Annotated in this window: 18 protein-coding genes; 7 read left to right on the top strand and 11 right to left on the bottom strand. The window is 62.7% G+C overall.

What is annotated here, in order from left to right; genetic code table 11:
* Positions 1-291: 291 nt before the first annotated feature.
* The 6 genes from katG to OXU43_00660 all read right to left on the bottom strand — a co-directional run bounded on the left by katG (position 292) and on the right by OXU43_00660 (position 5,980).
* Positions 292-2,514 carry a catalase/peroxidase HPI gene (gene katG / locus OXU43_00685; protein ID MDD9823695.1) on the bottom strand — a complete coding sequence of 741 codons (2,223 nt, stop codon included), beginning with the start codon at positions 2,512-2,514 and terminating at the stop codon, positions 292-294.
* Positions 2,515-2,987: 473 nt separating this feature from the next.
* Positions 2,988-3,335: a hypothetical protein gene (locus OXU43_00680; protein MDD9823694.1), complete on the bottom strand. Its 348-nt coding sequence runs from the start codon at positions 3,333-3,335 to the stop codon at positions 2,988-2,990.
* Between the two features lie 110 nt (positions 3,336-3,445).
* On the bottom strand, positions 3,446-3,826 hold the full coding sequence (gene crcB, locus OXU43_00675) for a fluoride efflux transporter CrcB (protein MDD9823693.1): 381 nt from the start codon (positions 3,824-3,826) through the stop codon (positions 3,446-3,448).
* Between the two features lie 2 nt (positions 3,827-3,828).
* Positions 3,829-4,119 (bottom strand): zinc ribbon domain-containing protein, encoded by a 291-nt coding sequence (locus OXU43_00670; GenBank protein ID MDD9823692.1) that lies wholly within the window; start codon positions 4,117-4,119, stop codon positions 3,829-3,831.
* Positions 4,120-4,213: 94 nt separating this feature from the next.
* Positions 4,214-4,732 carry an AmiS/UreI family transporter gene (locus OXU43_00665; protein MDD9823691.1) on the bottom strand — a complete coding sequence of 173 codons (519 nt, stop codon included), beginning with the start codon at positions 4,730-4,732 and terminating at the stop codon, positions 4,214-4,216.
* Between the two features lie 9 nt (positions 4,733-4,741).
* On the bottom strand, positions 4,742-5,980 hold the full coding sequence (locus OXU43_00660; protein ID MDD9823690.1) for an acetamidase/formamidase family protein: 1,239 nt from the start codon (positions 5,978-5,980) through the stop codon (positions 4,742-4,744).
* Between the two features lie 338 nt (positions 5,981-6,318).
* Here OXU43_00660 and grxD point away from each other — a divergent pair, with 338 nt between their 5' ends.
* Positions 6,319-6,654 carry a Grx4 family monothiol glutaredoxin gene (gene grxD / locus OXU43_00655; GenBank protein ID MDD9823689.1) on the top strand — a complete coding sequence of 112 codons (336 nt, stop codon included), beginning with the start codon at positions 6,319-6,321 and terminating at the stop codon, positions 6,652-6,654.
* A gap of 145 nt (positions 6,655-6,799) precedes the next feature.
* Here the strand turns inward: grxD and dnaQ are convergent, their stop codons facing one another.
* From dnaQ to OXU43_00640, 3 genes are read right to left on the bottom strand one after another with little or no spacing between them, the layout of a single operon-like run.
* Positions 6,800-7,540 (bottom strand): DNA polymerase III subunit epsilon, encoded by a 741-nt coding sequence (gene dnaQ / locus OXU43_00650; protein ID MDD9823688.1) that lies wholly within the window; start codon positions 7,538-7,540, stop codon positions 6,800-6,802.
* Positions 7,537-8,004, bottom strand: a complete 468-nt coding sequence (rnhA, locus tag OXU43_00645) for a ribonuclease HI (protein ID MDD9823687.1) — start codon at positions 8,002-8,004, stop codon at positions 7,537-7,539. The genes dnaQ and rnhA overlap by 4 nt, the downstream gene beginning before the upstream one ends.
* Positions 8,001-8,720: a methyltransferase domain-containing protein gene (locus tag OXU43_00640; GenBank protein MDD9823686.1), complete on the bottom strand. Its 720-nt coding sequence runs from the start codon at positions 8,718-8,720 to the stop codon at positions 8,001-8,003. The genes rnhA and OXU43_00640 overlap by 4 nt, the downstream gene beginning before the upstream one ends.
* A gap of 70 nt (positions 8,721-8,790) precedes the next feature.
* On the opposite strand from OXU43_00640, the gene OXU43_00635 reads away from it, so the two are divergent.
* Entirely contained in the window at positions 8,791-10,539 is a 1,749-nt protein-coding gene (locus OXU43_00635; GenBank protein ID MDD9823685.1) for a LysM peptidoglycan-binding domain-containing protein, read from the top strand.
* A complete protein-coding gene (locus tag OXU43_00630; GenBank protein ID MDD9823684.1) occupies positions 10,536-12,698 on the top strand; it encodes an AMP-binding protein in 2,163 nt (720 codons plus the stop codon). The genes OXU43_00635 and OXU43_00630 overlap by 4 nt, the downstream gene beginning before the upstream one ends.
* On the opposite strand, the gene OXU43_00625 is transcribed toward OXU43_00630, so the two are convergent.
* Entirely contained in the window at positions 12,695-13,300 is a 606-nt protein-coding gene (locus OXU43_00625) for a DUF302 domain-containing protein (protein MDD9823683.1), read from the bottom strand. The two genes, OXU43_00630 and OXU43_00625, sit on opposite strands and share 4 nt — an antisense overlap.
* 392 nt (positions 13,301-13,692) lie before the next feature.
* On the opposite strand from OXU43_00625, the gene OXU43_00620 reads away from it, so the two are divergent.
* The 4 genes from OXU43_00620 to OXU43_00605 are packed head-to-tail and all read left to right on the top strand — an operon-like array spanning position 13,693 to position 17,322.
* On the top strand, positions 13,693-14,469 hold the full coding sequence (locus OXU43_00620) for a MotA/TolQ/ExbB proton channel family protein (GenBank protein ID MDD9823682.1): 777 nt from the start codon (positions 13,693-13,695) through the stop codon (positions 14,467-14,469).
* A 4-nt stretch (positions 14,470-14,473) separates the two neighbouring features.
* Entirely contained in the window at positions 14,474-15,067 is a 594-nt protein-coding gene (locus OXU43_00615; GenBank protein MDD9823681.1) for a hypothetical protein, read from the top strand.
* A 6-nt stretch (positions 15,068-15,073) separates the two neighbouring features.
* Positions 15,074-15,607 carry a hypothetical protein gene (locus OXU43_00610; protein MDD9823680.1) on the top strand — a complete coding sequence of 178 codons (534 nt, stop codon included), beginning with the start codon at positions 15,074-15,076 and terminating at the stop codon, positions 15,605-15,607.
* The gene (locus tag OXU43_00605) at positions 15,604-17,322 is read left to right on the top strand and encodes an FHA domain-containing protein (GenBank protein MDD9823679.1); all 1,719 of its coding nucleotides are present in this window, start codon (positions 15,604-15,606) and stop codon (positions 17,320-17,322) included. Before OXU43_00610 ends, OXU43_00605 begins: the two co-directional genes overlap by 4 nt.
* Before the next feature lie 16 nt (positions 17,323-17,338).
* On the opposite strand, the gene OXU43_00600 is transcribed toward OXU43_00605, so the two are convergent.
* Positions 17,339-18,067, bottom strand: coding sequence for an SDR family oxidoreductase (locus OXU43_00600; protein MDD9823678.1), 729 nt, complete (start codon positions 18,065-18,067; stop codon positions 17,339-17,341).
* Between the last annotated feature and the right edge of the window lie 313 nt (positions 18,068-18,380).

The following is an 18,380-nucleotide window of genomic DNA, read 5'->3' as shown; positions in this document are numbered from 1 at the left end:
TCGGGGACCTGCCTCACTTCGAAACGCAGAAACGGAGGTCAGCAACCGATACGCATCCCGCGCAGGCGGGAATCCAGTGAATAAAGCCCACCCCGCCATTCCTGCCATTTATATGTTGCCTTCCGTCATTTATATGTTGCTTTCCGTCATTCCGGCTTTCGCCGGAATGACGGAAAAAAGCGGGAATGGCGGGGTGGGAATCTTGTCCCTTCGACGAATTCCGATAAGCCGCGGAAATATTGCCGCTGCCACCGCCGTGCGGCGGTTGGTTCAAGGAGAAGCCTCCGACAGTCAGTTTCTCATGGATTGCGGCAGGTCATACCGGTCCAGGTTCATCACCTTGTTCCAGGCGGCGGCAAAATCCTCGACGAACTTGCCTTGAGAATCGTCGCTGCCGTAGAGCTCGGCAAGCGCCCGCAATTCCGCATTGGAGCCAAATACCAGGTCCACCCTTGTGGCTGTCCATTTCATTTGGCCCGATGCCCGGTCGTGTCCCTCGAAAATGCCTTCCTGCGCCGCGGGCTTCCACTCCAAACCCATATCAAGCAGATTGACGAAAAAGTCATTGCTCAGCATTCCGGGCCTGGCGGTGAACAGCCCGTGCTTCGCTGAACCGTAATTGGTGTCCAACACCCGCATGCCGCCGACCAGGACGGTCATTTCGGCGGCTGTCAGCCTCATCAGCTGCGCCCGGTCGAGCAGCATTTCCTCGGCCGGGAAGTCCATCCCGTCGCGCACATAGTTGCGAAAACCGTCGGCTCTCGGTTCCAGCACCGCAAACGATTCCACATCGGTCATCTCCTGCGATGCATCGGTGCGTCCGGGCGCAAACGGCACGTTCACCTTGTGCCCGGCAAGCCGTGCCGCTTCCTCAACGCCGGCGCAACCGCCAAGTACAATCAAATCCGCCAGCGAGATTTTGGCGCCGCCGTTGGCCGAGCCGCTGTATTCCTGCTGAATGGTTTCCAGTTTCCGCAAAACCTTGCCCAGCTGCTCGGGCCGGTTGACCTCCCAATCCTTTTGCGGAGCCAGGCGAATCCGCGCGCCGTTCGCGCCGCCGCGCTTGTCGGAGCCGCGGAAAGTCGCCGCCGCCGCCCACGCGGTGGTCACCAGTTCGGAAACGCTCAGGCCCGCCGCCAGAATCTTTTTCTTCAATGCGGCGATTTCGCCGTCACCCACCAACTTGTGCTCAACGGCCGGAACCGGGTCCTGCCAAATCAGCTTTTCCCGCGGGATTTCCGGGCCGAGATAACGCGACAGCGGGCCCATATCGCGGTGCGTCAGTTTGAACCAGGCGCGCGCGAAGGCATCGGCGAACTCCCGCGGGTTTTGATGATAGCGCCGCGAAATCGGCTCATAAATCGGGTCAAAGCGCAGCGACATGTCTGCCGTGGTCATAATCGGGCGGTGCTTTTTCGACGGGTCGTGCGCGTCTGGAATCATGTGTTCCTCACGCACATCCTTGGCTATCCATTGCCACGCGTCGGCGGGGCTTTTCACCAGTTCCCATTCGTAGCCAAACAGCATATTGAAATAGCCGTTGTCCCACTTGGTCGGGTTCGGCTTCCACGCGCCTTCAATGCCGCTGGTGGTGGTGCTGGCGCCCTTGCCGGAACCGAAGCCGTTCACCCAGCCCAGCCCCATCTGCTCCAGCGGCGCGCCTTCCGGGTCCGGCCCGACCATGTCCGGGTCACCCGCGCCGTGCGCCTTGCCGAAGGTGTGGCCGCCGGCCACCAGCGCCACGGTTTCCTCGTCGTTCATGGCCATGCGCGCAAAGGTCTCGCGTACATCGCGCCCCGAAGCCACCGGGTCGGGCTCGCCGTTTGGCCCTTCGGGGTTCACATAAATCAACCCCATCTGCACCGCGCCCAGCGGGTTTTCGAGGTCGCGCTCACCGCTGTAGCGGTTGTCGCCGAGCCATTCGTTCTCCGAGCCCCAGTAGATTTCACTTTCGGCTTCCCAGACATCTTCGCGCCCGCCGGCAAAACCGAAGGTTTTAAAGCCCATGGATTCCAGCGCGCAGTTGCCGGCCAGAACCATCAAATCGCCCCACGAAATTTTGTTGCCGTACTTGCGCTTGATGGGCCACAACAGCCGGCGCGCCTTGTCCAGATTGCCGTTGTCGGGCCAGCTGCTGACCGGGGCGAAACGCTGCCCGCCGGTGCCCGCACCGCCGCGCCCGTCCGATATCCGGTAAGTGCCCGCGGCGTGCCAGGCCATGCGGATGAACAACCCGCCATAATGTCCCCAGTCCGCCGGCCACCAATCCTGCGAGTCGGTCATCAGCGCATACAGGTCGTTCTTGACGGCTGCAAGGTCGAGCTTTTTGAATGCCTCGGCGTAGTTAAACCGCGCGCCCAGCGGGTTGGGATTTCCAGAATGAAGATGCAGAATATTGGTGTTCAGCCGGTTTGGCCACCAGTCGCGGTTCGACTGGACGTTGACCCTGGTGCGCGACCCGGGGCTGGTCGCAAACGGGCAGAGCGATTCGTTTGATTTAGCGGTGTTATCCATTGCGTTATTTCCTCCGATGCGATAGCGGATAGCGCTAATCTATAAACCATTCTGGCCGGTTCTGGCCGGTTCGGTCAATAAATCGCGCTAGTGCCGGCATCTGCTTGCTGCCTCCTGAATCTTTCGTGGAAATATCCAGTTTAGACAAAGTCTATATCGCAAGATTGCCTCTATTGCGCCACCCTTGTCAAGTAGTCCGGGCAGAAACGAATTATTCAGCCTCAAAACGCCATAAAATACGGGTAAAGCCCCCGCGCACACCGTAGAATATGCGCCCTCTCCTACGCCCCCGGCTCTCCGCTCCGGAGGATTTCGGAGCGGAGAGCCGGCCAGCCGGACTTACCAACCGCTTCGCTTAGCGGCCAAACCTCCTCTCTGCTACTTTCCGCCGTTGCTGCCGCCGTTCCTGTATCTTTTTACGGGCTTCAGCGCGACGCCGGTCGCCACCGGGCAGACCCGGTAACTTTAAGGTCTCAGAAGAAGATTTTTTTTTTCGGCCTCGCGCTTCTCTTCTTCTTTGCGGCCTTTTTTTTCTTCACCGCCCTTTTGGCGCCCGCCTTCTTGGCGACTTTCTTTTTGGCGGTCTTTTTCCTCGCGACTTTCTTTTTGGCGCCCTTCCTCTTGGCGACTTTCTTCTTGACGGTCTTTTTCCTGACAGTTTTCTTTTTGGCAGCCTTCTTCCTGACGGCTGTCCTCTTGGCAACCTTCTTCTTGGCAGCTACCTTTCTGACAGCTTTCTTCTTGGCAACCGTCTTCGCCTTCCGCTTCTTGCTCACAGTTTTCCTAGAGGACTTCTTGCTTCCAGACTTCTTCTTTACCATGGCTCCCCCTCCACACTTTTGACGTACCACAACGAACTGTCGTTGTGGCTGCTATTATATACGCATAAGGATCAAATTCATACAAGCGTCGCTGTCCAGCACATGCGGCATCAGAAAATCTTCCTGGCCAGCAGCAGTCCGGCGAACAAGGCGCCAATGGAAACGGCCACCGAAGCGGTCGCGTACAGGACGCACAGGACAAAGCGGCCCCGCTCGTAGAGCGTCGCAAAATCCAGCGAAAACGCGGAGAAAGTGGTAAAGCTGCCGAGAATGCCGACCAGAAAGAACAGACGCGCTTCCTTCGACACGGTCCAGGCAAGCGCCATGGCTTCCACCCAAAATCCCATGAACAACGAGCCGATCACGTTGACGGCAAGCGTAGCGAACGGCGCCTCCAATCCCAGGACGCTCGTCGTCGCCACGTAAACCAGGTAGCGCGCCACGGCGCCCACCGCGCCCCCGCCGGCAACGGCCAACAAGGAATGGAGCACCGTTAATGCCCGATCATCCAGGGACGAGTGCCATGCGCGCGATGATGGTGTGCGCGTGTTCCGGCGCCCGCGGGCGCCCTCCTGCGCTCTACCCTCGGTTCGTCGGCGCTGCGCTCGTTCCTCTGGTGGGCGATGCGCCGGTTCTTGTTCATCGTGTTGAGAAAGGGCGCCTTGAGCGCGCGCGGCGCCAGTCGGCGGCAGCGGGGGCACTCTACGGAGATATCGTACTCGGCCATCCGGCGCCGCTCCGCAAACTCGCCGCAGCCCTCGCAAAGATAGTGGTACAAAGGCATCCCGGTCCCGGCCCTCCTCGCGCATCGCACCCGCCTGCCGGTCGCCCCGGAAAGAGGCGCCGACAGGCGGGACTTGACTAAAATACGACTTCGACTAGGCGATCAGCCCGGTCAGGAGCATATATCCCGGTATCCAGCCGGTATAGACGCCCTGCGCCGCGCAGATCGCTCCCGTGGCCTTGGCGATCGGCTTCTTCAAGGCCAGCAAGGCCCAGAACAGGAACCACAGCACCGCCCACGAGGCCCAGCAAATGCCAAACCAGAACCCCCATATGGTCATCTCCGTGTCGGCAAAATGCTGTATGGTAATCGGGATCACCGTTGCGCCTACAAAGAAGCAGAACCAGCCCAGACCCCGACCATCGGCCCCGTTCCAGCGATTCCACGCCACCCAGTAATAGGTGAAGGTGAACAGCAGGGTGAAGGCCGCCGCCTTGATAGTGACCGCGTCCGCCTCCGGCCCGAATGCGAGGTAGAGGGCGATCAGCAAGGTCAGCGTCCCGACGAAGATATTGATTACCGCAATCTCGCGGTCCTCAATATGACCCATGACCCAGATGCCGTTCAAGAACAGCACGGCGCCCACATACAGAAGCGCTAGTCCAAGCAACATGGCCGGGGCCTAATCGGAGTCGGCAACGTCGCTTTGGGGCACCTTGCGGCTAGGGCCCTCGGCGGACGGCCGGATGTCAAAGTCGAATATCTCCGTCGGCAAAGCCAGCGTGCAACAGGCATTCGGGATATCCACGATCCCGCTGATCCGTCCCTCGCACGGCGCCGTGCCCAGGATCATGTAGGCCTGTTCGCCGGTGTAGCCGAACTTCTTCATGTACTCGACCGCGTTCAGGCAAGCCCTGCGGTAAGCAATGGTCGCATCGAGGTAGTGCTGGTCGCCGGTATGCTCGTCCACCGAGATTCCCTCGAACACCAAGTACTCGGAGAAGCGCGGCTCGATCGGGCTTGGCCGGAAGATAGGATTGATGATCCCGTACTTCTCCATGCCTCCCTTGATGAGATCGACGCCGATATCGATCCAGCCGGCCATCTCAATGGCGCCGCAGAAGGTGATCTCGCCATCCCCCTGGGACCAGTGGATGTCGCCCATGGACAGCCCGCCGCCCTTGACGTACACGGGGAAATAGACCCGCGAGCCGCGGGACAGGTTCTTGATGTCGCAGTTGCCGCCATGCTCCCGTCCCGGGACCGTGCGCGCGGCCACCTTCGCGGCCTCCTGCGCAGCGCCTCCCTGCATCTGCCCCAGCAACGCCGTGGTCGTTCCCGCCATGCCGTCCGGCAAAGTGCACAATGGGGGTACGCGGTCCTTATCGGTGTTGAACAGGGCGGACTCCCGCTTGTTCCAGGTAGCCAGCAGTTCGGCCGAAGGCAGGCAACCGATCAGGCCGGGATGGATCATGCCGGCCCAGCGGACGCCGGGGATGTGCCGCGAAGAGGTGTAGATACCGTGGAAATCCCAGCAGGCCTTCCGGGCCCTGGGGTAATGCCGGTCCAGAAACCCCCCGCCGTTTTCCAGGGCGAAGATGCCGGTGAAACCCCACTGGGAATCCTCCAACGCACCGATATCGTTAATATCCACTACCATCAGGTCGCCGGGCTCCGCGCCCTCGACCCCGAAGGGGCCGCTCAGGTAATGCACCTTCGAGAGATCCACGTCCCGGATGTCGTTAGCGCTGTTGTCGTTGGAGATCTGCCCGCCGGTCCAGTCGTAGCACTCAACCCGGAACTCGTCTCCCGGTTTGAACGATTCGACAATGGGAATATCCGGATGCCAGCGGTTGTGAGTTTTGGTGGCTTGATCTTCAGGCCACGTACCCATTTCGGCGCGAAATACGGTTTTCGCCATGACTACCTCCCGGCGCTATGGGCAACGCCTTTTTTAGCTGTACTGGCGTCCCGCCAGTACGCAGTTACATACAAGAGCGGCGTCGGAAGTCGCATGGCCCCGATTGCTAATCTATAGTGCAACCCCCCCCGGGTCAAACCAAAAATGGAAATGTCAAGCTTTTTTGTCCCTTTTGCCCAAGATTGCAATGCCCCCTTACTGGAGGTTCAGGGCGAAGAAACCGGGCGACCGATGCGGCACCGCAACAAGGTTGCCCGCGGATGCAGTGTGTTCTATAGTGCGAGTATGCGGTTCGCCCGCGGGCACCGTGACACAGGTCGCAAAGTGAGGAAAGCATCGTGGAAATAGCAGCAGATATCAAAAAGCGCATCTCGGAAAATCCGATCCTCCTGTTCATGAAAGGAAGTCCGGATGCCCCGCAATGCGGGTTCTCTATGCAGGTAGCGCGGGCGCTACAGGCGTGCCAGGCCAAGTTTGCCTACGTGGATGTCCTCTCGGAACCGGAGATGCGACGCCACCTGCCATCCTATTCCAACTGGCCGACTTTCCCGCAATTGTTTGTCAACGGGGAATTGATCGGCGGTTGCGACATCGTCGTGGACCTGTTCCAGCAAGGACAGTTGCAGGAAATAGTACGGGCCGCCACACACCCGGCGACGGAAGCGACCAACTGAACAAGGCCAAGCCTTAGACTACGGAATGGGCGGCTCGCCGCGGCCGCGCCCGTGTGCCGATGCCCAAGCCCCTGGAATATCCAAGGGGCGCTGTCCCCGCATTGCAGCGGCCAATTCGACTGGAGGGCCGCTGGAGCCAACCCTCCTAGCCTTCGCTGCCCCGCCCTTTCTCCTCCTCGTCCACCCAGAGGCAACGGCCGCCGCTGAGCTCCTGAATGCATGCCAGCCGCGCCCGATGTGCCTCAAGCTCCTCCCGGTCAGGCATCAGGACCGGAAGCCGCGGCGAATCGTCCCGCTGCAGCCGGCGGTTCTGCAGCGCACCTTGTTCCCGGTACTCCCCGGCCTCGTCATGCAAATGTAGCGCCGTCTGGCCACTGGTCATCGCCAGATAAACGTGCGCCAGCAATTGCGCGTCCTGCAAGGCGTTGTGTAATCCCCGCTGCTCGCCGGCAACCACCGTATAGCGCTTGCACAGAGCGTCCAGGTTATTGCGCTGCCCCGGGTGCAGTTCCCGGGCCAGGGCAAGGGTATCGAGGACCCGACAGTAATCCGCTAAACGCCCCCAGCCGCCGGCGCGCTCCAACTCAGCATCCAAAAAAGCTACGTCGAAGGCGGCATTGTGGATTACCAGCTCGCTGTCGCGTACAAACTCGATAAACTCCGCTGCGATATCCCGGAAACGCGGCTGGTCTCGCAGTTTGTCCAGGGAAAGGCCATGCACCTGCATAGCCTCCGCGGAGATCTCTCGCTCCGGGTTCAATAACCAGCGGCGAACGACTCCGGTCAACCGCCTCTCGACGATCTCGACACAGGCCAGCTCGATCATGCGGTGCCCTTCGCGCGGGTCCAGACCGGTGGTCTCGGTATCCAGCGATATCTGTCTCATAATATCCCGTCTCCGGTAGCGCCCCGTTCCAGAAGGTCGCGGGCCGCCTCTTTTGCCAACGCATCGGCTCGCTCGTTTTCCGGATGGCCGCTGTGCGCCGGCACCCACAACCATTCGACCTCATGCCGCTCGACTGCCGCCTCCAAGCTCTGCCATAGATCGCGGTTCTTGACCCTTTGCCCGGCGCTTCCTCGCCAGCCGCGGCGCCGCCAGCGCGGCAGCCACTCGCAGATCCCCAGCTTAAGGTACTGCGAATCGGTCGCCAACTGTACCTGGCAAGGCCGCCTAAGGTAAGACAACGCGCTGATCGCAGCGGTCAATTCCATGCGGTTGTTGGTCGTGTGCGCCTCCGCGCCGCTAAGTTCTTTACGTCTCTCGCCCCAAAGCAGCAAGGCGCTCCACCCCCCCACCCCCGGATTCCCCAGACAGGAGCCATCGGTAAAGATGCGGACCGGGTCGCTCACGAAGTCCGCACCCGGTGCAGATTGCGCCGCAGCAAAAGGGCTTTGCCCAGCGCAGGCCGCGACCAGCATCTGGGCGAGGATGCGACCGGGATCAACCGCTTCCCGGCTACCAAGCCGTAAGCGCCGCCGCAAACCCATTGCGCCTGAAGCCGGTCGGACAGGGAAGTGCCGTCGCCTGGCGGTGTCCAGGCACGCAGCCCCCGCACCCGCAACGGCGCCATGCCAAGCGGCAGCAGCCAGCGACGCAGCCGCCCCGGCGACAGGAAGCGTCCGCACCAAGGCGCCTGCCCCAGCTGCCGCCGGGCGACGGCCAGGCGCCACAGCCCCCAAAGGCTCCAGGGCTGAAAACCCAGGATCACCAGAATGCCTTTCGCGGCGAGGAACTGCGCCGCTTCGCGCAACGCCCGGCACGGTTCCGGCACAAACTCCAGGACATGGGGCATTACCACTACATCCACGCTGTCTCTCCGGTGGGGGCGAGTGCCTGAAGCCAGTACCCGCTGGCAGGGAGCCGGGCCGTGCGCCAGCAGATCGATGCGCGGCAGCCCCCACTGCAAGATATGGCGCCCCGACCAATGCGACAGTTCTTGCGCCAAAAACCGTCGCTCCGCCGTCAACAACGCATTCCCAGGCCCGGTGCGGAACCAGCGTTGCAACTCTCCTTGCCGCTCCGGGAACGATGCCCCCCTCGGTTCCAGAGTATGCCTATCTATCAAAATTACCTTCCAAATAATATATTAAAAAAGATTCTTGACAATTAACTTTGGATCGTAATAATAGTCTCTCATGCTTTACCGATACGCGCCGGCACTGATCCTTGCCCTGCCGTTGCTGGCAGGTTGCGCCCAGAAGGGGCCACCCTCCCTCTCTACGCCAAAGCCCCACGATGCCCCCAGCGCCTTGGCACCGGAGCAGACGACCCCCATCGGGCCGGCAGCCTCCACTGCCAGGGCGACCGGGGACCTGCTGGACCGGCTCCGCGGTAAAATGAAACTGTCCCCTCACCTCCAACAAGACGCCGTAAAAAAGAAGGTCGCCCAATACCGCCGCAAGGGGGATTATCTTCACCGGACGATGAAACGGTCGCAACCGTACCTATATCACATCCTGACCGAAATCGAGAGCCGCGGCCTCCCCATGGAACTCGCCCTGCTGCCCGTTGTCGAAAGCGCCTTTCAGCCATATGCCCAATCATCGAAAAAGGCGATGGGCCTGTGGCAATTCATCCCGCAAACCGGAAAGGCTTACAACCTGCGCCAGGACTGGTGGTACGACGGGCGCAGGGACCCTATTGAGGCGACGCGGGCCGCGCTGGATTATTTGCAGAACCTGGAGCGGGAATTCGAAGGCGACTGGCTGCTGGCTCTCGCCGGCTATAACTGGGGAGAACGGAACGTGCGTCGGGCGATCCGCAAGAACCGGCGTCAGGGCCGACCCACCGATTTCTGGTCGTTGCGGGTGCCCAGAGAAACCCGGGCATACGTACCCACCTGGCTTGCCATAGCGGAACTGATACGTCGCCCGGACCACTACGATCTGGAACTGCCCAAGATCCCGGATCGCCCGCATTTCACCGTCCTGCCCTTGGAAGGCCCCGTAGATCTGGGGGTGGTAGCACAAAAGACCGATCTGAAAATGGAGGAAATTCACCGCCTGAACGCCGGTTTCCGGCGCTGGCTCAGCCCCCCGGACGGCCCGCACCGGATCCTGCTCCCCAGCGACCGGGCAAGTATCGGCAAACAAGCGCTGGCCGCCTTACCCCCCCAAGAGCGCCTGCGCTGGCAGCGCCACCGGGTACAAAGCGGCGACACCCTGGTCGCGCTCGCTGCCCGCTACCGCCTGGACGCCGCCGTGCTCGCCAACCTGAACGACTTGCAATATGACCGGCCGCTTGCCATCGGCGAGAACCTGCGCATTCCGGTCCCGTTATATCCCTCAAAAAACTACCATAGTTCACTGTACCGACATGCCTTCGCTTCCCCAGAACCGCCGACAGGACGCGGCAAGCACCTGCGCTACACCGTGCGCAAGGGCGATTCCCTGTGGAGCATCGGCCGGCGGCATGGAGTCAGCATAAGCCAACTGCGGCGGTGGAACCCGATGCTGCGCGGCAAATACCTGCATCCGGGGCGGAAACTCACCCTGTGGCAGCCGTTACCGGCAGCGGCGCCTGAAGCCCCCGGCGCGCGGCACTATGTCGTGCGCAAAAACGATTCCCTGTGGAATATCGCCAGAAACCACAACCTCAAGATGCAGCACCTCGTGCAATGGAACGGTCTCAATACGGGGCGGCCCCTGCAGCCGGGGCAACAACTACGCTTGTCTCCGCCCGAGAGTTCCACCCGCGCCAAGGGCGCCGACAACCCGCCCGTAGTCCGCTACCTGGTCCGCAAGGGAGACTCGCTGTGGCGCATCGCCCGACAATTCAATACCAGCGTGCGAAAATTGCGCGCCTGGAATTCCCTGTCGCGACGGCACCTGCAGCCTGGCCAAAAGATCATCGTGCGCCCCGGAAAAACGACTGGAGGCACGTGATCCGCACCCCCCACCCCCACCCCACCCTGTCCCACGTTTTTAGATTCCTGCTGCGAACCCTATTCCGGACCCTGTTCCGGGTTCAAGTGCATGGCCTGGAGCACCTGCAACAGGCCGGGCCCGGCTCGTACCCGCTCGTGGTCGCCAACCACGTCTCCTCCCTGGACGCCCTACTGCTGTATGCCTTTATTCCTGGGATCGAATCCTTCGCGCCCGCCCCCGGCAACCGCTGCATCGCCTGGCTATTGCGCCCCTTCGTCGAATGCCATGGCACCGACCTGTACGATAGCCGCTCCCTGCGCCCCCTGGCCCGCGGCCTGTCGCAGGGGCGGCGGGCAGCGATCTTTCCCGAAGGGCGCCCCACTGCCACTGGCACCCTGATGCGGCTACAGGAAAGCGCGGCCCTGCTCGCCGAGCGCTGCGAAACAAACGTGCTGGCGGCGGCGATCGACAACCTGCCGAATTCTCCTCTTGCCGTACTTTGCGGCAGACGCCGCGGCGCCCGGTTGACGCTATTGCCGGCGCACCGTACAGAATCCGCACCCACGCTGCGCGGCCGTGAGCGACGGCAAGCAACCTTGCTCTGGCTGGAGCGATGCCTGCGCGAGACGCAGCTGCTGGGCGCGGACTACCGCCGCACCCTGCCTCTGGTCCTGTTCGAGGCTGCCCGCCGCTACGGCATGAGCCGCACCGTATGCGAAGACGAAAGCGGCAACAGCAGTTACCGGAGACTATTCATAGCCTCCCTGGCGCTCGCCCGGGCGTTACGGCGCCAACCGGGACTGGGCGAGCGGGTCGGCATCATGCTGGCGAATCATCGGATCCTGCCACCGCTGCTAGTGGCTCTGCAGACCCTGGGCCGGGTCCCTGCCATGCTGAACTACAGTACCGGCAAACACAGCTGCCGCCTGGCTTGCGAAACCGCCGGCATTCGCACCATCGTCACCTCCCGCCGCTTTCTCGCGCTGGCGGGGCTGGAAGGATTGGCCGAGTCGCTGCCCGCACGCAAGATCTACTTGGAGGAACTGCATATCAGCCTCGCCGACCGCCTGCTCGGGCTGGGACGCAGCTTCTATTTTTCGCGCCATTACCGCAACCTGTGCCGCGCCGCCAATCCCGACGCGACGGCAGCCATCCTCTTCACCTCGGGTTCCGAGGGCACCCCCAAGGCAGTACTCCTCTCCCACGCCAACATCCTCGCCAACTGTTTGCAATGCGCCAACCTATTCGACTTCCGGCGCCAAGACCTGCTGTTTAACTGTCTGCCGTGCTTTCACTCCTTCGGCCTGGGCCCCGGCCTGCTGTTGCCGCTGCTGACAGGCATGCGAGTATTTTTGTATCCCTCGCCTCTGCAATACCGCCGGATCCCCCAATTGATCTACGACCGCCAAGCCACCATCCTGCTCGGCACCGACACCTTCCTGCACAACTACGCCCGCTACGCGCACCCCTACGACCTGCATACCTTGCGCTACGTGCTTGCCGGGGCCGAAAGGCTGCGTGACGAGACCCGACAACAGTGGTTGGACCGCTTCGGTATCCGCATCCTACAGGGCTACGGCACCACCGAAACCAGCCCGGTAGCTGCTGTCAACACCCCTCTAGCCGAGCGTCCCGGCAGCGTCGGGCGCCTACTCCCGGGCCTGGAGCATCGGCTGTCGCCCGTGACCGGCTTTGCCGACAGCGGCCGGCTGCTGTTGCGCGGCCCCAACGTAATGTCCGGATACCTGCTGCCTGAAAGCGGCGAGGCGGCGCCACCCGCGGCCGAAGGCGAGGCCGGCTGGTACGACACCGGCGACATTGCCAGAATAGACGAGGAAGGCTTCCTCTGGATCCATGGGCGCATCCGCCGCTTCGCTAAAATTGGCGGCGAGATGGTGTCGCTGGACAGCGTCGAAGCGCTGGCCGCGCGCTGCTGGCCACAGGCGCGTCATGCCGCCATCCTGCTGGCGGACCAGAGGCGGGGAGAACGTATCCTGCTGGCGACGGAGCAACCCCATGCCGAACGCGCCGCGCTACACCGCCAGGCAAGGAAAGACGGTTACGGCAACCTCTTCCTGCCCGCCCGCATCGTATCTGTAGAACAGCTGCCCCTTTTAGGCAGCGGCAAACCGGATTACCAGGAGATTGCCCGTCGGCTGAAAGAAGACGCAGGCTAAGGGGGTTCCCCGGAAGTGCCGCCGGGAAAGTCTCCCGGGCGCGGCCCGTACAGCGATTCTCCTCCAGGAGTAGCCTTCTCGACGGCAACAATCACGGTCTCGTCCATCTCCCGCAGGAGCTCTTCGGCAGGGCTGCCGACCCCCGCCGGCCGCAGGCGCTCGTACAAGACGATGCCCACCTCTTTCCGGTACAGAAAGGTCAGCGTGATCGGGCACAGCACCATGAGACGCGGGTCCCGGTTCAAAAGTTGGTTGGCGTACCAGGGATTGCAAATCACCATGCCGCGCACCTGCTCGAAACGGTTGCGGTTGTAATCCTCCCCCCAGCGCGCTGCGTTACGCGCCAGGTTCTTACCGATATCCAGTTCCTGGATCACAAAAAAGCGCGAATTTTCCAGCCCAATATGCACCGCCTCGTAAATCGGCGCCAACTCGGGGGCAGTGAATTGGCGCTGGTATATGCGCCCTTCCGCCGCCGCCGCTTCTTGTCCCGGCACGCCCTCCCCTGAAGCGAGGCCGACACCCGCGAGCCAAAGCCCGGCGGCGACAACCGCTAAAATTGCCCCTTGCGCCCGCACATACAGCCAATTGCCTATAACCATGATCTCGTTCTCCCTGCTACTCGCGCATCGCTGCTCCCACTCCCAGCCACAATGAAAGGAGGGCGGATCTTTACACAATCGCCTGCCACAGGGAAGCGCGCGGGCAGCATCCTCGCTATACCCGCCTCCGTTATAGCGTATAATCGCCCGCTAAACCGCCGGTAACGGCCCCGACTACCCATTATGGCGCCGATTATGCCGCCGACCGGCGCCACAAGACCGGGCGAATCGAACCGAGATGTTCATAACAGCCGCACTCAATTGGTTCCAGCCCTCGGAATCCCCTCCGGGAGAGCTGCCGTTGCGGGGAACGCCGCGTCCTCGAACGGTCGCGGAACTTACCCGCCGCAAATCCTTCGCCAACAAAAACCCAATACGGGAGAGTGGGCGCCATGCGCACGAATGAGGCGCGGACACGGCCTTCCCCGTCTCCCGGCATCGGAGGGGACGCGGACACGGCCCAGTTCCGTCCCCTGTTGGAATGGGCGATCGCCATCGGCGCATTGCTGATGCCGCTGTTCGTCGCCTGGCACGAGAGACTCCTGTTCGTGCTCTACAGCGACGACCGCAGCCGCATCTCCTGGGTTATCAGCGCCTTGTTCCTGTGCGCCACGGCGCATGCCGCCGGCCACGCCATCCGGCTGTCCCTGCTCACCGACCGTACCCGCCGCAGCTTTGCCGCCTTTGCCGGGGATGCCAAGGTCGAGGTAAAGCATGGGCACTTGCTCGTCGGCGGGCGCGAACCTCCCCCCTGCCCGGCCACCTCCTACTTTCAGGAATTGCTGCACGGTGCCGAACCCGGCAAACCGGAGCCGTCCGCTACCCGCTTTCTAGAAAGCCTGGGCGAGGAGATCCGCAAGGGCAGCCAACCGGGCTGGTTCGTCGCCGACCTGATCGTCAAACTCGGGCTGCTGGGCACCGTAATCGGATTTATCCTGATGCTGGGCTCGGTAGGCAATATCCAAGAGTTCGACATCAAGGCCATGCAACGCATCCTGCGCGACATGAGCGCAGGCATGGCAACGGCGCTGTACACCACGCTGGCCGGCCTGACGGGCAGCATGATCCTGGCAGTGCAGTACTACATACTGGACCACAACGCCGACCGCCTCGCCGCCGGCAATCGCCGCCTCGCCGAGGTGCATATTCTCCCGGCGCTGAACCGGTGATGCCATGTACACCTGGGGCTGGAACCGCACCGATCCCTTTACCGATCTGCTGTTCAACGCGCTGCTCGGCTTCACCTTCCTGTTCCTGGCAGCGATCATGTTCATGAACCCGGAGCACAAAACCGGTCTCATAGATCCGAAGGCCGAATATATTCTCAGCGTCCGCTGGCCGGACCACAACCCGGACGATATAGACATCTGGGTGGAAGACCCCGAGGGCCGGCTGGTCTGGTTCCGCAACACGGAGGCGGGACTAATGCACCTGGACCGCGACGACCGCGGCATTGTCAACGACACCCTCACCATTCAGGGCGAGGAGATCGTCAACCCCCTGAACCAGGAGATCGTCACAATCCGCGGAGTCGTGCAAGGGGAATACGTCGTCAACCTGCACTACTACGCATCCGAGACCGGCGAACCGGTGCCGGCAAACATGCGGCTGGTCAAGGTCAACCCGGCGCTGGAGGTGCTCTATTACGGCACTATCGTCATGGCCGAGCAGGGAGACGAAAAAACCGCCCTGCGGTTCCGCATCGGCGTCGACGGCGATGTGGGCGGCATCAATTCCCTGCCCAAGAAACTGGTCACGGTACAGTAGCGAACCATGCACGGAGCGACCCTGGGAATCATCGGCCTGAATGCCGCCTATGTGCTGCTTGCAGTCTTGCTGCTGAGCCTGAACCTGCGCTCCCGCTGGCACTGGCTGGTCAAGGCCGGCGCCATTGTCCTGACCACCCTGTTCTACCTGGTGGCCTACTTGGCGATCCCACCCATGCTGGGCTGGCCAATCCAGGAGGAACCGCCCAGGCATTTCCATCTCGTCGCCGCGCATATCGAACAGCCGGATAAACGCCTGCAAAGCGAGGGCAGAGTCTATCTGTGGCTCACCCCGGCGCTGGAAACGGCAACTGCGCTCCCCCCCCGCGCCTACTCCCTGCCCTACACCCAGTTGCTGCACGAACGGGTAGTCACCGCCACCCAGAAGCTGCACCGAGGCATGCCTCAGATCGGCGAATTCCGCGACCCCGAGGGGGAAAACCCGGTAGGCAAGGTCGAAGACCCGTCCCGGGCGGGCCGCGTGAGTGCCGCGATCGAATTCTACGACCTGCCCGACCCGTTATTCCCGGAGGTAAAATGAACCCAACAGGCAGAAGCGGAACCGCACTGTTGCCGCAGGCACTCTCCTTCCTGCTGGCCCTGCCCGCCGCCGCGGGCGCGGCGGAAGACGCCTTGCGACTACACCCACGCTGGGACCTGCGCTGCGAGCAGCGGGAATTACGCTTCTCCTGCGACTATCGCCCTTTGCGCCCCACCGACGCGGTCGAGATCTCGGCGGAGATAGAAGGCCGCCCGTTGGCCACGCCGCAACGGCAGGACTACCCCGGCGAGGAGGCCCTCACGGTCATCCTGCTGCTGGTGGACAGCAGCGATCCGCGCCGCCAGGACGTGGTGCGGCGCAACGTGGAACAAGTGGAAGCCTTTTTGGCCCGCGCCGCTCCTCACCACCGCATCGGATTGGCAAACTTCGACAAGGGCATACAGGTCCTGGCGCCACCGGGCACCCCGGCAGCGGAAATCCGCGAGGCGGCCCGGAATCTGCGAGCCGGCGGGCGCGTCACCGAGTTATACCGCAGCGTAATCCAGGGCATTGAATTGCTGGCCGTGCAACCGGCGAATCGCCGCGCCCTGTTCGTCTTCTCCGACGGCCTTGCCGAAGATACGGCCTATTCGCTGGAAGACACCGTGCAGACGGCGCGCGACGCGCGAGTGACCATCATCGGCCTGGGCTATCCGCGGTCGGTGGCTCAGTCCGTAGGGTTACAGACCTTGCGCCGGCTGGCCAAGGAAACGGGCGGTTACTTCGCCGAGTCCGACGCCGGGTACCGGCTGCCGCAAGAAATCATGGACGCCCCCTTCGCCCCATTGGATCGCGGCGGCCTCCTGCAACTGGATCTGCGACAGGAAGCGGAGACCCCTGGTCCCGAGAAGGCCGAGCTGCGCCTGCTCCTGGCCACGCCCAGCCAAACGGACGCCTTCTCTTTCTCCCTGCGGCTGCCGCGGCCGCCACCGCCGCCGCCGCAAGCGACCGCGGAGGCGCCAGCGGCACAACCCGAAACGCCGCCGCTCGAACGGCGCCCACCCGCGCCCGCCGCCGCTGAGCCGCCTCCTGCTGCCGCTTGGTGGAACAACCCTCTGTTATGGGTCGGCGCCCTCTTCGCGCTATTCCTTGCCGTGCTGATCCCATTGCGGCGCGCCTTGCTCTCCCGGCCGGCAACCGCTCCCGAATCGGCCGCCTACGGCTACCTGCAGCGGCAAAACGGGGAGAACGAAATATTCCCCATCTCCTGCACGCCCTTCCGCATCGGGCGCGGCGAAAACAACGACCTCGTGCTCCAGGAAGAGTCCGTCTCCCGGCACCACGTCGAAATCTCCTACAGCGGCGCCGGCAAATTCCAGATCGCCGATCTGGGATCGCTTAACGGCTTATTTATCAACGGCAACCAGGTTGCCAATGCCGAACTGCAGCCGGGGGACCGAATGGAGATAGGCGACATTGATTTGCAATTCAGTCTCGACGACCCCAGAAAATTGGAGGACAACGCCACTGTGTTCATGAGGACGAGCGTACCCGACGAGATTCCGCCCGCCGCCACGGAAGCCACGGAAACCACGGAAGCTACGGACGCCACGGAAGCGCCTGAGACGGCATCCCCCAAAGCCTCCGAGGAGCCTCCCGCCCTCGAGGATCCTACCGAGCGCCCGGGCGAAGAGGCCGGGCTGGATCTGGACCTGTCCGACGAGACCACCATGGAGACCGCCCTGGACCCGCCCAAAGAGCCTCCCAAAAACTGATCTACGCGCCGAACCTTCAAAAAGCGCCGCCGTTGACGCGCAGACTTTGCCCCGTGACATAGGCCGCCTCGTCCGAGGCGAGATACAGGGCCGCCGCCGCCACCTCCTCCGGAGTGCCCATACGCTGCAAGGGAATCCCCTTCGCCACCCGCCGATAACGTTCTCTGCTCAGCCCCTCGCGGGCGAAGGCGGTCTCAATCCAACCGGGGGCCAAGTCGTTCACCCGCACCTCGGGCGCATAAGAACGCGCCAGACAACGCCCGAATGAGGCAATCCCACCCTTGACGGCAGCAAAGATCTCCGGAACGGGCCCCGCCAGATCCTGCGCCGCCATATCCCAGGACATATTCAGGATTGCTCCGCCGCCAGCCTCCCGCATCCGCGGCGCCACCAGCCAGCAACAGCGGACCGTGCCCAATAAGTCCACCTCCAGCAACCGGTGCAACTTCTCCCCCGGCGTGGCCGCCGCACCCGCGCCGGTCAAGATGTCCGCCCCGGCATTGTTCACCCAGATATCCACCCTGCCCCACCGCTCCCAGGCGCGCGCCACCAACTCCTCCCCAGCGCCCGGTTCGCTCAAGTCTCCCCTCAGGACCTGCGCCTCGCCGCCATCCTCCCGAATAGCCGCCGCCAATTCTTCCGCCGCATCGCCACGGCTACAGTAATGCACCGTCACCCGCGCCCCTTCCCGCGCGAAGGCCCGGGCAATGGCGCGCCCGATCCCGCTACTGGCTCCTGTAACCACCGCCGATTTGCCGCCAAGACGCGCCTGCATCCGCTCTGCCTCTGCAAAATCCGGGACCGGCCCCAAGAACCGGGGCCTTGCCTGCATTATATCCCGCCGCGGCCCAGGAGCGGATCCGCAGCTGCCTCAGCGTGTGCGCCCCTGATTTATAACTGTCTCATATATATCTGTAATCTTTAAGATACTCTGATTAAAACGTATCCCAATACGCATCTTCTCCTCGTCATTCCTGCGCCCCCTCCGCCATTCCCGCTTTTTTCTGTCATTCCGGCGAAAGCCGGAATCCCGCGCAAATACAGCGCGGAACGCGCAC

Source organism: Gammaproteobacteria bacterium, from assembly GCA_028817255.1.
Classification (GTDB): Bacteria; Pseudomonadota; Gammaproteobacteria; order Porifericomitales; family Porifericomitaceae; genus Porifericomes; species Porifericomes azotivorans.
Note: the sequence above shows the minus strand (reverse complement) of the source record. Positions and strands in the feature narration are given on the sequence as shown.